This window comes from Streptomyces sp. NPDC048331 (assembly GCF_043201215.1).
Taxonomy (GTDB): domain Bacteria; phylum Actinomycetota; class Actinomycetes; order Streptomycetales; family Streptomycetaceae; genus Streptomyces.
Window position 1 is genome coordinate 32,988 of record NZ_JBICYT010000020.1, and the last position, 12,920, is coordinate 45,907.

At 73.2% G+C, this 12,920-nt stretch carries 14 protein-coding genes; 9 read left to right on the top strand and 5 right to left on the bottom strand.

Annotated elements, in window-relative coordinates; all coding sequences use genetic code 11:
* The first annotated feature begins 79 nt into the window (after positions 1-79).
* The 4 genes from ACGFYY_RS26285 to ACGFYY_RS26300 all read left to right on the top strand — a co-directional run bounded on the left by ACGFYY_RS26285 (position 80) and on the right by ACGFYY_RS26300 (position 3,858).
* Positions 80-895, top strand: a complete 816-nt coding sequence (locus ACGFYY_RS26285; RefSeq protein ID WP_393712945.1) for a response regulator transcription factor — start codon at positions 80-82, stop codon at positions 893-895.
* The gene (locus ACGFYY_RS26290) at positions 888-2,000 is read left to right on the top strand and encodes a HAMP domain-containing sensor histidine kinase (protein WP_365265859.1); all 1,113 of its coding nucleotides are present in this window, start codon (positions 888-890) and stop codon (positions 1,998-2,000) included. The genes ACGFYY_RS26285 and ACGFYY_RS26290 overlap by 8 nt, the downstream gene beginning before the upstream one ends.
* A 49-nt stretch (positions 2,001-2,049) precedes the next feature.
* A complete protein-coding gene (locus tag ACGFYY_RS26295) occupies positions 2,050-2,769 on the top strand; it encodes a hypothetical protein (RefSeq protein WP_393712947.1) in 720 nt (239 codons plus the stop codon).
* A gap of 129 nt (positions 2,770-2,898) precedes the next feature.
* On the top strand, positions 2,899-3,858 hold the full coding sequence (locus ACGFYY_RS26300; protein WP_393712949.1) for an NAD(P)H-binding protein: 960 nt from the start codon (positions 2,899-2,901) through the stop codon (positions 3,856-3,858).
* Between the two features lie 63 nt (positions 3,859-3,921).
* Here the strand turns inward: ACGFYY_RS26300 and ACGFYY_RS26305 are convergent, their stop codons facing one another.
* Together ACGFYY_RS26305 and ACGFYY_RS26310 are read right to left on the bottom strand one after the other, a co-directional pair.
* Entirely contained in the window at positions 3,922-4,968 is a 1,047-nt protein-coding gene (locus ACGFYY_RS26305; RefSeq protein ID WP_393712951.1) for an NAD-dependent epimerase/dehydratase family protein, read from the bottom strand.
* Positions 4,969-5,070: 102 nt separating this feature from the next.
* Positions 5,071-6,477: a serine hydrolase domain-containing protein gene (locus ACGFYY_RS26310; protein ID WP_393712954.1), complete on the bottom strand. Its 1,407-nt coding sequence runs from the start codon at positions 6,475-6,477 to the stop codon at positions 5,071-5,073.
* A 281-nt stretch (positions 6,478-6,758) separates the two neighbouring features.
* On the opposite strand from ACGFYY_RS26310, the gene ACGFYY_RS26315 reads away from it, so the two are divergent.
* Together ACGFYY_RS26315 and ACGFYY_RS26320 are read left to right on the top strand one after the other, a co-directional pair.
* Positions 6,759-7,043 (top strand): DUF6400 family protein, encoded by a 285-nt coding sequence (locus tag ACGFYY_RS26315; RefSeq protein ID WP_393712956.1) that lies wholly within the window; start codon positions 6,759-6,761, stop codon positions 7,041-7,043.
* The gene (locus tag ACGFYY_RS26320; protein ID WP_365265849.1) at positions 7,030-7,287 is read left to right on the top strand and encodes a hypothetical protein; all 258 of its coding nucleotides are present in this window, start codon (positions 7,030-7,032) and stop codon (positions 7,285-7,287) included. The genes ACGFYY_RS26315 and ACGFYY_RS26320 overlap by 14 nt, the downstream gene beginning before the upstream one ends.
* Before the next feature lie 26 nt (positions 7,288-7,313).
* On the opposite strand, the gene ACGFYY_RS26325 is transcribed toward ACGFYY_RS26320, so the two are convergent.
* The 3 genes from ACGFYY_RS26325 to ACGFYY_RS26335 all read right to left on the bottom strand — a co-directional run bounded on the left by ACGFYY_RS26325 (position 7,314) and on the right by ACGFYY_RS26335 (position 10,441).
* The gene (locus tag ACGFYY_RS26325; RefSeq protein WP_393712958.1) at positions 7,314-8,120 is read right to left on the bottom strand and encodes a 3-hydroxybutyrate dehydrogenase; all 807 of its coding nucleotides are present in this window, start codon (positions 8,118-8,120) and stop codon (positions 7,314-7,316) included.
* A gap of 133 nt (positions 8,121-8,253) precedes the next feature.
* Positions 8,254-8,952, bottom strand: a complete 699-nt coding sequence (locus tag ACGFYY_RS26330) for an HAD family hydrolase (protein ID WP_393712960.1) — start codon at positions 8,950-8,952, stop codon at positions 8,254-8,256.
* Positions 8,953-9,028: 76 nt separating this feature from the next.
* Positions 9,029-10,441, bottom strand: coding sequence for an Ig-like domain-containing protein (locus ACGFYY_RS26335; RefSeq protein ID WP_393712962.1), 1,413 nt, complete (start codon positions 10,439-10,441; stop codon positions 9,029-9,031).
* 218 nt (positions 10,442-10,659) lie between these two features.
* Here ACGFYY_RS26335 and ACGFYY_RS26340 point away from each other — a divergent pair, with 218 nt between their 5' ends.
* From ACGFYY_RS26340 to ACGFYY_RS26350, 3 genes are all read left to right on the top strand, one after another.
* Positions 10,660-11,202 (top strand): GNAT family N-acetyltransferase, encoded by a 543-nt coding sequence (locus tag ACGFYY_RS26340; RefSeq protein WP_393712964.1) that lies wholly within the window; start codon positions 10,660-10,662, stop codon positions 11,200-11,202.
* 35 nt (positions 11,203-11,237) lie between these two features.
* Positions 11,238-11,792: a GNAT family N-acetyltransferase gene (locus tag ACGFYY_RS26345; RefSeq protein ID WP_393712967.1), complete on the top strand. Its 555-nt coding sequence runs from the start codon at positions 11,238-11,240 to the stop codon at positions 11,790-11,792.
* 74 nt (positions 11,793-11,866) lie between these two features.
* Entirely contained in the window at positions 11,867-12,892 is a 1,026-nt protein-coding gene (locus ACGFYY_RS26350; protein ID WP_393712969.1) for an NAD-dependent epimerase/dehydratase family protein, read from the top strand.
* Positions 12,893-12,920 lie beyond the last annotated feature (28 nt).

Below are 12,920 nucleotides of genomic sequence, written 5' to 3' on the forward strand. Positions count from 1 at the left end.
ACCTTACGAAACGCGGACGCCGTCCCCGTGGGAGGGGGCTGGGGCCCACTCGGGCCCGGACGGGTGGCAGCCTGGGGACATGGCAGTGAGCGATGCGGAGCGTACGGACGAGGGGCCCGGCGCGGGCACCCTGGGCAGCGTGCTGGTGGTCGACGACGATCCGACGGTCTCGGAGGTCGTGGCCGGATATCTGGAGCGGGCCGGCTTCGCGGTCCGGCTGGCGGCGGACGGTCCGGCCGGACTGCGCGCCGCCGAGGAGCACCGGCCCGACCTGATGGTCCTCGACCTGATGCTCCCGGGGATGGACGGCCTGGAGGTCTGCCGTCGGTTGCGTGCCGGGGAGGACGGCCGCCGGCCCGTCCCCGTCATCATGCTCACCGCGCGCGGCGACGAGGACGACCGGATCCTGGGCCTGGAGGTGGGCGCCGACGACTACGTGACCAAGCCCTTCAGCCCGCGGGAGCTCGTGCTGCGGGTGCGCTCCGTACTGCGCCGGGCGCGGGCCGGCGCCCCGACCGATGCGTCGGAGGACGGTCCGCGGGGCGGTCCGCGCGTCTCCGTGGCGGGCCTGGTGCTGGACCCGTCGGCCCGCCGGGTCCACAAGGAGGGCCGGGAGCTCGCGCTCACCCTGCGGGAGTTCGATCTGCTCGCCTACTTCCTGCGCCACCCCGGCCAGGTGTGCGACCGGGAGCGGCTGATGCGCGAGGTCTGGGGATGGGACTTCGGCGACCTGTCGACGGTCACCGTGCACGTCCGGCGGCTCCGGGGCAAGATCGAGGACGATCCGGGGAACCCGCAGCTGATCCGGACCGTCTGGGGTGCCGGTTACCGCTTCGAGGCGGCCCCGGACACCGGGTCCGCACACGCCTTCCGGACGGAGGACGGCCATGCGTGATGTGCTGCTGATCGCCCTGTACGCGCTCCTCGGCGCGGGCGCGGCCGGTCTGCTCGGGGCCGTGGCGTTGCGGATACTGCGCAGGCGCAGCGTCGCCGTCTCCCTCGCGATCGTCGCCGCGGTCGCGGTGTCCGCGATGCTCGCCGGAACCCTGACCGTGGCCTGGGCGATGTTCCTGTCCTCCCACGACCTGGCCGTCGTGACCATGGTCGTGGCGACGGCGGCGGCCGTCTCGATGGTCACCGCGTTGCTGTTGGGCCGTCAGGTCGTGCGGCGCTGCCGGGAACTCGTCGGCGCGGCCCGGGTCTTCGGTGAGGAGGGTACCTTCGCGGCGCCTACCGTGCCCGCCCCCGCCGAGTTGACCGCGCTGAGCCGCGAGTTGGCCCTCACCAGCGAGCGGCTGGCCGCCTCCCGGGAGCGCGAACGGGCCCTGGAGGCCTCGCGGCGCGAACTCGTGGCCTGGATCTCGCACGATCTACGCACGCCGCTGGCCGGCCTGCGCGCCATGTCGGAGGCGCTGGAGGACGGCATGGCGGCCGATCCCGCCCGCTACCACCGGCAGATCCGCACCGAGGTCGACCGCCTCAACTCCATGGTCGGCGACCTCTTCGAGCTCTCCCGCATCCACGCGGGCGCACTGTCCCTCACTCTCACCCGGATGTCGCTGCACGACCTCGTGGGCGACGCCCTGGCGGGTACCGACGCGCTCGCCCGCGAGCACGGGGTACGGCTGGTCGGCGAGGGGGTCGCCTCGCTGCCGGTGGAGGTCGACGGCAAGGAGATGACCCGGGTGCTGTCCAACCTCCTGGTCAACGCCATCCGCCACACCCCGGCCGACGGTACGGTCGCGATCGCCGCCGAGCGGCGCGCGGACTCGGTGGTGGTCTCGGTCACGGACGCCTGCGGGGGCATCCCAGAGGAGGACCTCCCGCGTGTCTTCGACACGGGCTGGCGCGGCGCCCCGGCCCGCACCCCTCCATCGGGAGCGGGTCTGGGCCTCGCGATCGTCCGGGGCATCGTCGAGGCCCACGCGGGCCACGCGAACGTCCACAACGTCTCCGGCGGTTGCCGCTTCGAGCTGACCCTGCCGGCCGCTGCCGGCTAGGATCTCCGGGACGAACCGGGGAGCATCAGGGCGGTTGAATGTGCGGGTGATGAACTGGGCACAGATGTACGACTGCCGTGGGGACGTCGATCGCGTCCCCGAACTCCTGGCGCGAGCCGAGCGCGAGGACGCCGCTGAGGTATGGACAGCGCTGGGGCACCGGCTGGTCCTGGAGTGCGACCTGGTCTTCCCCGCCAGTTTCGCCGCCCTGCCGCGTCTGGTGCGTCTGGCCTCGCGGAACCCGCGGGCGCGTGGCCTGGCCGGGGCCATCCTCCGGTGCGCGGCGGGGCACCACGACTGTGACGATCTGCTGGCGGACTGTGCGCCGGCCGTCGCGGAGTTCCGTGAGCTGCTGGATCGGCACCTGCGGTCGCGGCCGGACGACTACCTCGCCTCCTTCCGCGACCTGCTCGCGGCCGAAGGCCAGTACCACTGGAGCGCGGTCCTGGGGGATTTCTCGGACGACTTCTACCAGGTCGACTGTCCTCACTGCGCGGTGGAGGTGACGATCGCCATCGGTGGATACGGTCGATACTCGGCGGTCCGGGACTGGCACCAGGGCGATGTGGACCGACGCGCCCTCCGGCCGGCCTCCCCCGAGGAGCTCCGCGGCATCGGTCGTCGGATGCACGGGCGGGCCGTCCGTGACGACGAGGTCGGGTTGGCCGACGGAATCGCCCATCTCTTCGGTCGGGCGGAATGCCCGCGCTGCGCGAGCGTCTTCGGGATCGCGCAGGAGTACGCGTCCGCCCATCGCCCTGTCATGTGAGCCTGCGCCCGGTTAGGGTGGTCGAACTCGATCCGCAGCCGTGGTTTCCGTCGGCACGGGATACGGCCGCGGCCGTCCGGTGTCCGGGCCAGGTGCAAGATCTCCGCTCACACGTGGAAGGTTCTTGCCGTGGACGGTTTCGAGCGCTCTGAGAAGGTGCCACCCGGCGAACGCCCCGTTCTGCTGACCGTCGTCGGTCCGCGCAAGGACGAGGGCAACAGCCCGACCGGGATCGTCGGCCGGTGCCTGGCACGGCAGTTGCTCGCCATGGACCGGCGGGTGCGGGTGATGGCGGAGCCGGACCTGTGCGACGGCTGGCCGGACGGGGTCGAGGTGGTGGAGGGGTCCGTCACCCGACCGCTGGAGTGTGCCCAGGCCTTCGACGCTGTCGGGGCCGTGTTCCTCGCTGGCGCCCATCCGTCGACGGTCGGGGACGCCCTCGCACTCGCCCGGAACGCCGGTGCCGGGAAGATCGTCCTGCTGTCGTCCCACGGCCCGGAGTACGAGGCTGCGAATCCGCCGGAGACCTGGTTCTGGCTGGCCGTCGAGAAGGCGGTGGAGGGCTCGGGCATCGCCTGGACGCACATCCGGCCGTCGGCGGTGATGGGTGCCGTCATCGAGGGCACCTACCCGGCCACGGGGGCCGACTGGCCCGACACCGTCCGGGCCGACGGGGTGGTCCGGGAGGCCTTCCTCGCCGAAGGGCACTACCCCTTCATCCATGAGGAGGACCTCGCCGCCGTGGCGGCCGCTGCTCTGACCGGTGACGACCTCGCCGGGACGGTCATGGAGGCAGTGGGTCCTCCGCTGAGCACCCGTGCACGGGTACGGAGCATCGGCGCCGCCCTCGGCCGGGACATCGGCACGGTCGATCTGACGCCCGACGAGTGTCGGGCGGTGTGGCGAGGTCTCGGTTGGCCCGAAGGCGCGATCGACGTGACGCTGTTCGCCCTCGAGGCGTACGGCGCCCGATACGCCGAGCTCCTCCGGTGGACCCTCGACCGACGGCCGTCCGTTCGGGATGTCATCGGCCGTCCCCCGCGCACGTACGACGACTGGGTGCGCGAGCACATCGACGTGTTCCGCTGACCCCGATCCGCCGGCAGGGGCGGCTCCGCCCCTGCCGGCGGTACGGGGCCGGCTACGCCCGCGTCACGGTCCCGTCGCGGCGGGAACGGCTCGGCCCGTGGCCAGTTCGGCCATGCCCGCGGCGAACGGGACGACCGGGCGCCAGCCCAGCTCGTGACGCAGGCGCGCGGAGTCGGCGGTGATGTGCCGGACGTCGCCGAGGCGGTACTCGCCGGTGACGACCGGCTCCGGGCCGCCGCACGCGGCGGCCAGCGCCTCGGCCATGTCGCCGACGGTCCGCGGGTCGCCGCTGCCGACGTTGTACGCGGTGAAACCCGCGGGCCCTGCGGCCGGGGTGACCCCGGTGAACCCGGCCGGGGCGTCCAGGGCCTCCAGGGCCACCGCGTTGGCCGCGGCCACGTCCCGTACGTGGACGAAGTCCCGGCGCTGTCCGCCGTCCTCGAAGACACGCGGTGCCTCGCCCCGCGCGAGCGAGGACCGGAACAGCGCGGCCACTCCCGCGTACGGGGTGTCGCGGGGCATCCCCGGCCCGTAGACGTTGTGGTAGCGCAGCGAGATGACGCGTCCGCCGGTGGCCCGGGCCCAGGAGGACGCGAGGTGTTCCTGGGCCAGCTTGGTCGTGGCGTAGACGTTCCGCGGGTCGGTCGGGGCGTCCTCGGTGACCAGCCCCGGCGCCAGGTCGGCGCCGCAGTCCGGGCAGCGCGGCTCGAACCGGCCGGCCCGCAGGTCGCTCTCGGCCCGGGGGCCGGGCCGGACCGTGCCGTGGGCGGGGCACGCGTAGCGCCCCTCGCCGTAGACGACCATCGACCCGGCGAGCAGCAGCCGCGGTACCTCGGCCCGCGCCATCTCGGCCAGCAGCACCGCGGTGCCCAGGTCGTTGGCCGACACGTAGCCGGGGGCGTCCCCGAAGTCCTTCCCGAGCCCCACCTTGGCCGCCTGGTGGCAGACCGCGTCCACGCCCGCCAAGGCCCGCGCCACGGCATCCGGGTCCCGTACGTCCCTCCCGTCCTCCGCCAGGTCGAGAACCAACGGGTCATGGCCACGGCCGATCAGCTCGGCGACGATGTGCGAGCCGATGAAGCCCGCGCCTCCGGTCACAAGTACGCGCATGCCCCCGACGCTATGCCGGATACCGCCCCGCACCGCTCGGACCGGGCCGTACGTCATGGATCCGTAAGAACGGCGGCAGGTGGGTACCGCACCCGGGCCCGGTCAGCGAACGGGTCCCGAGAGCGGTGCGGGGAGTGGCGGCGTGATCGGGGGGAGTACCACTCGCCGATCGGCCGGGGCCTCGGCCGACGGGGCCTGGGCCGGTGGGGCCTCGGCGGGACGGTTCTTCTCCGCCGGGTCCGCGGGGCGCGGCGTGGTGGTGCCGCAGAGGGCCCGGTCGCGGTAGTCGCGCATGGCGATGTCGGCCGGGTGCGGGTCGAAGGTGGTGCCGTCCGCGCTGACGCGCTGGTACTTCATCAGGTTGTACCCGACGGCGAACTGGCGGCTGCCGTCCGGACTGGACAGGGCCCAGGTACCGGCGCCCCAGACTCCCCCGTCATGGCCCCAGGCCGGGCCGCAGGGCGTGTCCAGGGAGTAGATGCCGAGGCCGTAGTGCATGACCACGACGCCGTCCGGGTTCTTGACGTCGACGGTGGTGCGCATCTGGTCCAGTTGGCGGCGGGGCAGGAGGTCGCCGGCCAGCAGGGCGCGGTAGAAGGTGTTGAGGTCCTGCGGGGTGGAGACGAGGGCGCCGGCGGTGCCGGCCCAGGTCATGTTGTAGTCGCTGTAGTCGCGCGGCGGGTCGATGAGCCCGTAGAAGCTCTCGTACATGCGGGCGTGTGCGCCTCGGATGCGCGGCTCGGTGCCGGGGAAGTAGGTGTCGCGCAGGCCCACGCGCCGGATCACGTCCCGCGTGATCAACTGCTCCGGGTCCTGGCCGGTCACCTTGCGGAGGATCTCGCCGAGCAGGATGTAGTTGGTGTTCGAGTAGGACCAGTCGGTGCCCGGCTCGAACCGCTGCGGCCCGGCCACGCCGAGTCCGATCAGCACGGCGGGCTCGATCGTGCGGTAGCGGTGCTCGTCGAGGCTCTCCGTGGTCCCCTTCAGGAGGGAGGGGAAGGCGTCACCGATGTAGTCGTTGATGCCGCTGGTGTGGTTGAGGAGCATACGTACGGTCACCTTGCGGCCACGCTCGTCGGGCAGCAGCTCGGGCACGTAGTCGCCGACCGGTCGGTCCAGGTCGACACGGCCCTTCGCGGACTGCTGGAGGACGGCCACGGCGGTGAACGTCTTGGTGACGCTGCCGACGCGGTGCCGGAAGTCGGGGCGGACCTTGCGCCCCGTGGCGATGTCGGCGATTCCGGCCGCGCCGTCGAAACGCCGGTGGCCGTCGCGGACCCCGGAGTGGACGCCGTACAGGCCCGCCTCGCGGACCGCGTCCAGTCCCGCCTGCAGCTGGGAGCGGTCCAGGCGCCGGGCGGCGTCCTGACCGTAGGCGCTCGGTCCTGCCGGGGCTGCGGCGCTCGCGGCGGGCGCGAGGCCCGCCAGGACGGCCAGGGCGACGGCGGTGGCCGAGACGGCACGCCGCAGACGTGGTGCGGATCGGTCGGCGGGACGGGTGTGGGGCACGGCGGCTCCTCGTCGGTGGCCCGGTGGGGCCCGGCGATCTCTGTCCCTGCAATTCTTCGCCCCGGACCCGCGCCCCGACCTCCTCCGCGGGGACGAAGCGGGCATCAACCTCCAGACCGAGAAGCACCTTGACAGGCCATTACATTTGTCACGTCGGCCTCCCGGCCGCGCCCCCTCGTCCTGACCGGCTCCCCTGGGCTCGCACACCCCCTGATCAGGGGACTGTGACTCCGCCCACCCTCCCTTGACCAGGGAAGGAAGGGCTACCTAACTTCGAAGGTATGGCCCCCCACGAACCCACCCCTCCCTCCGACGCCTCCGGTGCTTCCGACGCGTCCGAGCTGGTCGATTTCGCCGTCGACCTCACCTCGCAGGAGGTGCTCCGGCGCGCTCAGGTGATGGCGGCCCTCGGCCCGGACTGGGATCCGATGGAGGTGCTCCTCGGCGAGGAGGCCGCGTACGACCTGCTCTATTCCGGGCTCGACGCCGAGCAGCAGCGCCTCTACGACGACCTGGTCGCGTCCGGTGTGCTGCCCTCGCGCGGAGACGGCAGTGCTGCCGCTTGACCCGCAGGCCGACCCGGGGCGTCGTGCCTGGGTGGCCTGCCCGAAGTGTGCGGACGCGCGCGACTGCGAGCCCTGTGAGCAGCGGCGTTCCTGCTCCACCCACTGGCGCTACCTGCTCACCAACACCGGCAGCATGCTCCACCTCCAGTGCCCCGGCTGCACCCACGTCTGGGTGCACGAGAGCGGCTTCGGAGCCACCCGATCCCTGTGGAACCGCGTCACGGGTGCCGGGCCGGGCTTCTGACCCGCCGGTGACGGCCCCGCCGGGGGTCAGGTGGCGGTCCAGCCTCCGTCCAGGGGCATCGAGGCACCCGTGACGTAGCCGGTGTGCGGGCCGCAGAGCCACAGAACGACCGCGGCGACCTCCGCCGGTTCGATCAGCCGCTTGATCGCGGAGCGGCCGAGCAGTACGTCGGACACCACCTGCCCGGTGTCGATGCCGTGCGCGGCGGCCTGGGCCTCGATCTGCCGCTCGACCAGTGGGGTGCGGACGTAGCCGGGGTTCACGCAGTTGCTGGTGATGCCGTGCGGGGCCCCTTCGACGGCGGCGACCTTGCTCAGCCCGTCCAGGGCGTGCTTCGCGGTCACGTATCCGGCCTTGAACGCGCTGGCGCGCAGTCCGTGCGCGCTGGAGATGTTGACGATGCGGCCCCAGCCGCGTGCGCGCATGTGCGGCACGGTCCGGCGGATCAGCAGGAACGGGGCGTGCACCATCACGCGCTGCATGAGGGCGAAGCGCTCCGGCGGGAACTCCGTCAGCGGGGCGACGTGCTGCAGCCCGGCGTTGTTGACCAGGATGTCGATGTCGGCCGGCAGCTCCTCGACGGTCTCGGCCCTGGCCAGGTCCACCACGTGCGCCTGCCCGCCGATCGAGTCCGCGACGGACTTCGCCGTGGCGGCGTCGATGTCCACCACGTGTACGTGGGCCCCGGCCGCGGCGAGCGCCGAGGCGCAGGCCCGCCCGATGGCGCCGCCGGCTCCGGTCACCAGGGCGGTGCGGCCCGCCAGGTCGATGCCCGTGGTGGCGGCGCTCGCGTGGGGCGTGGGTGGGGGCACGGGAAGGTATCCGCTCGTCATGCCCGGAATCATCCGGGACATGCGCGGGCCGCTCCCATGTGCGCGGCGGCCACAGTCGGACCCCGGGGTGTGGAGGCCGTCGCCAGGGGACACACCGGGGGACGACGCCCCCGGCCACGCCCCGAGAGGTGTGCTACGCCGGTCCGAGCAGGTCCAGGAGCGGGGCCAGTGCGGCGGGCCGCCGGTCGACCGGGAGGTGGTCGACGAAGTGCACCGGGCAGCCGAGCGCCCGCGCGCCGCCGTCGGCCTCACGGCTGTCGCCGACCATCAGCACATCGGCCGGGGCCAGGGCCAGCCGGTCGCAGGCGGCCCGGAAGATCGCCGGATCGGGCTTCTGGACGCCCAGCTCGAAGGAGAGCACGTAGGTGTCGACCAGTTCGTCGAGTCCGTGGGCGCGGAAGATCGGACGCAGGTCCCATCCGATGTTGCTGACCACGGCCACCGGGAGGCCCCGGCGGCGCAGTGCGCGCAGGGTGGGTTCGGTGTCCGGGTAGGGGCGCCAGGCCGCCGGGGCCATGTGGCGGTCGTAGAGTGCCCGCGCCAGCTCCGGATCCGTGACCCCGGCAGCGTGGATCAGACCGCCGTAGGCGGCCCGGTGGTGCTCGGCGCTGAGGTCGCGCAGGTTCCAGCGGGCTTCGAGATCGGTCGGTAGGTGCTGGGGCGACAACCCGCCGGGCAGGGCGCCGTACTCGGTCAGCCGTCGCACCGTCTCGGCGAATTCCTCCTCGGCCGACGGGATTCCGGTCTCCGCGAGTGCGGCGGCGAGCCACTCCTGCGTCGACTCGACGCGCAGCAGCGTGCCGGAGAAGTCGAACATCACTCCTTTGATCATGTGGTGATCGTAGTCGGGTGCGGGCCGCCGCCGACCGGGTGCGGGCACCACGGTCGGACGGGCGACCACGGCGGCGTCAGGTGGTCGGGTGCAGCCGCGACGGGACGGAGGCGGCCGACGCGTCCTGCGGGCTCCCGTCGATGGTGGCCAGGGCGCTGCCCGCCAGCCACGTACGCCAGTCGACGTTCCAGTCGCCGAAGCCGTTGTCGAAGGGGGCCATCTTCTCTCCGCCGCTGTTGACCACCTCCACGATGTCTCCTTCGCGGACGGTGTCGAAGAACCAGGCGGCGTCCTCGGTGCTCATGCCCGTGCAGCCGTGGCTGACGTTCTCCTCGCCCTGCGCCTCGACCGACCAGGGCGCGGCGTGGATGTACTCGCCGCTCCAGGTCACCCGGGTCGCGTAGGAGACGGGCAGGTCGTAGAACTCGCTGGTGCCGCGCTTGATGCCGACGGTGTCGCCGCGCATGCGGACCTTGGGCTCCTTGCGCAGCACGACCTTGATGCCGCTGCGGGTCCTGAAGCCCTCCTTGCCGGTGGTGACCGGGATCGTCCTGATGACCCGTCCGTTGCGGCGTACGGTCATCCGGTGGGTGGCGGAGTCGGTGACGGCCTCGATCCGGTCCGCGATGGTGAACTGCACGGCGTCGGAGGGGCCGCCGTAGTCGTGGTCCCCGACCTCGACCCCGTCGAGACCGCTGCGCACCCGCACGACGGTGTGGGCGGGCCAGTAGGTACGCGGCCGGAAGTGCAGGGTCGATTCGTCGACCCAGTGCCACGCGCCCTCGACATGGGGCTCCGAGGTCACCTGCAGGCCCCGCTCCAGCCGGGCGCGGGCCGGGAGGTCGTCGGCGGGCACCGGGCGGCTGAGGCTCGCCGTGACGATCTCCCCCGCTCCGTACGTGCCGGGGCCCGGCCCGAACTCGACCGTCAGCCTGCCTCCGTCCGCGGGCGGCGCGGTCCGGAAGGCCATGGTGACGCCGACCGCGGTCCCGTCCGGGTCCAGGGCGCCGACCTGCACGGTGTAGGACTCCCCCGCCCGCAGTGGCTCGCTGTTCAGCCAGCGCTCGCTGTGCGGGGCGAGCTCACCGGCGAGGTGGCGGCCGTGGCCGTCGCGCACCGTCACGTCGGTGAGGCGGCCCGGTTCGGCGAGGGCGATCTGGAGCGGCCCGCCGGAGTCCGTCGGGAGTACGTCGGTCCGGGCGGTCCGGGTCGTGTCGCCGAGGACGGGCTCCTTCACGACGGATCCCACGCCGCGCGCGGTGGCCCGTACCCGCTGCTCCTGCCAGCCGCTGCACAGGCCGGGCCGGAACATGCGCACCGCGCACGGCCCGTCGCCGGCCCCTCTCCCCTCGTCCAGCACCCTCCCGACCAGCAGGGTGACCGCGGCTTCGCGCGGCGGGCCCGCCAGGGTCCCCTCCGCGGTGTCCGCATCGGGCGCCCGGCCCGGCGCTGCGGCGACGACCAGCATGGCCCCCGTCACCGCAGCCACGGCGCCCCACGCCTTGGTCGGTTGTCTCCGTCGCATTCGTGGCATAGCCGTATCAAAGCGATGCGGCGCCAAAATGATGATCATTCCCTCGGCGCTGCGGTCGAACGGGCACCCAAGAGAACTCGGACGGAGCACAGTGTCGGCCCCTGGCGCGCGGGTAACGGCCCCACGCCCGATAATCGGATGCCCTCGCCCGCACCGCCGGCGACAATGCGGCCATGGCTATCACCGGCAAGATCCGCCCGGCACGACCGGCCGAGCCGGCCGTCCTCCAGGACATCGAGAGGGCCGCCGGCCGCTGCTTCCGGGACTTCGGCATGCCGGAGATCGCCGACGACGAGCCGCTGACGCTCGACGAACTCGCCCGCTACCAACGGGCCGGGCTGGCCTGGGTGTCGGTCGACGGGGGCGGCATCCCGGTCGCCTATCTGATCGCCGAGCACGTCGAGGGGAATCTGCACGTCGAGCAGGTGTCCGTCCACCCGGACCACGCGCGCCGGGGGATCGGCCGGGGGCTGCTGGAGCACCTGGCGGAGTTCGCCGGGCGCACGGGCGTGCCGGCCCTGACCCTCACCACCTTCACCGAGGTCCCGTGGAACGCCCCGTACTACGCGCGCTGCGGGTTCCGGCTGCTGGCGGACGTGGAGCTCACCCCGGGCCTCCGGGAGATCCGCGAGCGCGAGGCGGCCCACGGCCTGGACCGGTGGCCCCGCGCCTGCATGCGGCGGGACCTCCGACGGCACCTCGGACCGGCCGCGTGATCCATTCCACTGAACGATTCGACAAGGGTTGCACGATGTTCGAAGGACGACTGGTCAGACTGCGCGCACTGCGCTCCGAGGACGCGGAGCACCACCTTCGGTGGCGCAACGATCCGGAGGTGGTCCGCTGGGCCACGGCCGGTGATCCGTGTTTCGGCCCGGTCACGGCGGAGGCGGTCGGGCTCGGCTTCGACAGCATGCTGCGTCTGATCCCGCGGGAGTCGGCCGTGTTCACGGTCGAGGACCTGGCGGACGGCCGGGCGATCGGCATGGTCGACTACCGGGACCTGGACCCGTACGCCGGCGTGGCCACGCTCGGAGTCACCATCGGCGAAAGGGAGTTGTGGGGCCGGGGCCACGGCAGCGACGCGCTCCGGCTGCTCGTGGACCACCTGTTCGGCGCCTTCGGCCTGAACCGCCTGGAACTGGACACGTGGAGCGGCAACGAGCGCGCCGTACGGGCCTTCGGCAAGCTGGGCTTCCGCGAGGAGGGCCGCCGCCGGTCGGCCGTGCTGTTGGAGGGCAGGCGCTACGACAGCGTGCTCTTCGGGATGCTGCGCGAGGAGTGGGCCGGTCCCGCCGCCCCGTGATGCCCCCCCGGGGAGCTCTTCGCCGAGCGCGAACCGGCATCGCGGCCGTGCTCGCGATGTGCTGAGGTGGCCTGATGGATCTTCTTGTACTGGGCGGGACCGCATGGCTGGGACGTGAGATCACGCGGCAGGCGCTGGAGCGGGGGCACACGGTGACCTGCCTCGCGCGCGGCGAGAGCGGCGCCGTCGCGCCCGGTGCACGGCTGGTGGCGGCGGACCGGAACGAGGAGTCCGCCTACGCGGAACTCCTCGAACGCGACGGCGACTGGGACGCCGTGATCGAGGTGTCCTGGCAGCCGGCCTTCGTCAGGGGCGCGCTCGCGGCCCTCGCCGGGCGGGCCCGGCATTGGACCTACGTCTCCTCCGTCAGCGCCTACGCCGACCACGGCACGGTCGGCGCCGACGAGTCGGCCGCGCTGCTGCCGGCGGCCGAGGGCGAGTACGTGGACCGGGAGGAGTACGGGGAGGCCAAGGTCGCCTGCGAGGAGGCTTCGCGCACCGCGGTCGGGGACCGGCTCGTCATCGCCCGCGCCGGTCTGATCGGCGGCCCGGGCGACGCGAGCGGACGGTCGGGGTACTGGGCGGCACGCTTCGCCCGTGACGTGGACCAGCCCGTGCTCCTCCCCCGGCCCGGCGACGTGCCGACCCAGGCGATCGACGTACGCGATCTGGCGGCCTGGCTCCTGGACCTGGCCCAGCAGGGCACCACCGGAACCTTCGACGCCGTCGGGCCCGTCGTCCCCTTCGACGCATGGGTCACCCTGTCGGCACGTGCGGCCGGGTACACCGGACCCGAGGTGGTGGCGGACCCGCAGTGGCTCCTCGACCAGGGCGTCGGGGTGTTCATGGGCCCGGAGTCGATGGCCATGTGGATGCCGGACCCGAAGTGGGCCGGCTTCTGCGCCCGCAGCGGAGCCGCGGCGCGCGCCGCCGGGCTGCGCGACCGCCCGCGCGCCGACATGCTGGAGGACCTCCTGCGGTGGGAACGCGCCGAGGGTCTGGACCGCCCCCGCCGGGCCGGCCTGAGCAGGGCCCGCGAACGGGAGCTGCTCACCGCGCTGGCCGACGCACCGGCGGCGGAGGGGACCCCGGCCCCCTGATTCCCGCCGGGCGGGGTCCGAGGGCGCC

Excerpts from the sequence above, each read along its gene's own strand:
- ACGFYY_RS26330 (WP_393712960.1), bottom strand. The coding sequence starts at position 8,952 with ATGATCAAAGGAGTGATGTTCGACTTCTCCGGCACGCTGCTGCGCGTC.
- ACGFYY_RS26340 (WP_393712964.1), top strand. The coding sequence starts at position 10,660 with ATGGCTATCACCGGCAAGATCCGCCCGGCACGACCGGCCGAGCCGGCC.
- ACGFYY_RS26350 (WP_393712969.1), top strand. The coding sequence starts at position 11,867 with ATGGATCTTCTTGTACTGGGCGGGACCGCATGGCTGGGACGTGAGATC.
- ACGFYY_RS26285 (WP_393712945.1), top strand. The coding sequence starts at position 80 with ATGGCAGTGAGCGATGCGGAGCGTACGGACGAGGGGCCCGGCGCGGGC.
- ACGFYY_RS26305 (WP_393712951.1), bottom strand. The coding sequence starts at position 4,968 with ATGCGCGTACTTGTGACCGGAGGCGCGGGCTTCATCGGCTCGCACATC.
- ACGFYY_RS26295 (WP_393712947.1), top strand. The coding sequence starts at position 2,050 with ATGAACTGGGCACAGATGTACGACTGCCGTGGGGACGTCGATCGCGTC.
- ACGFYY_RS26290 (WP_365265859.1), top strand. The coding sequence starts at position 888 with ATGCGTGATGTGCTGCTGATCGCCCTGTACGCGCTCCTCGGCGCGGGC.
- ACGFYY_RS26315 (WP_393712956.1), top strand. The coding sequence starts at position 6,759 with ATGGCCCCCCACGAACCCACCCCTCCCTCCGACGCCTCCGGTGCTTCC.
- ACGFYY_RS26325 (WP_393712958.1), bottom strand. The coding sequence starts at position 8,120 with ATGACGAGCGGATACCTTCCCGTGCCCCCACCCACGCCCCACGCGAGC.
- ACGFYY_RS26345 (WP_393712967.1), top strand. The coding sequence starts at position 11,238 with ATGTTCGAAGGACGACTGGTCAGACTGCGCGCACTGCGCTCCGAGGAC.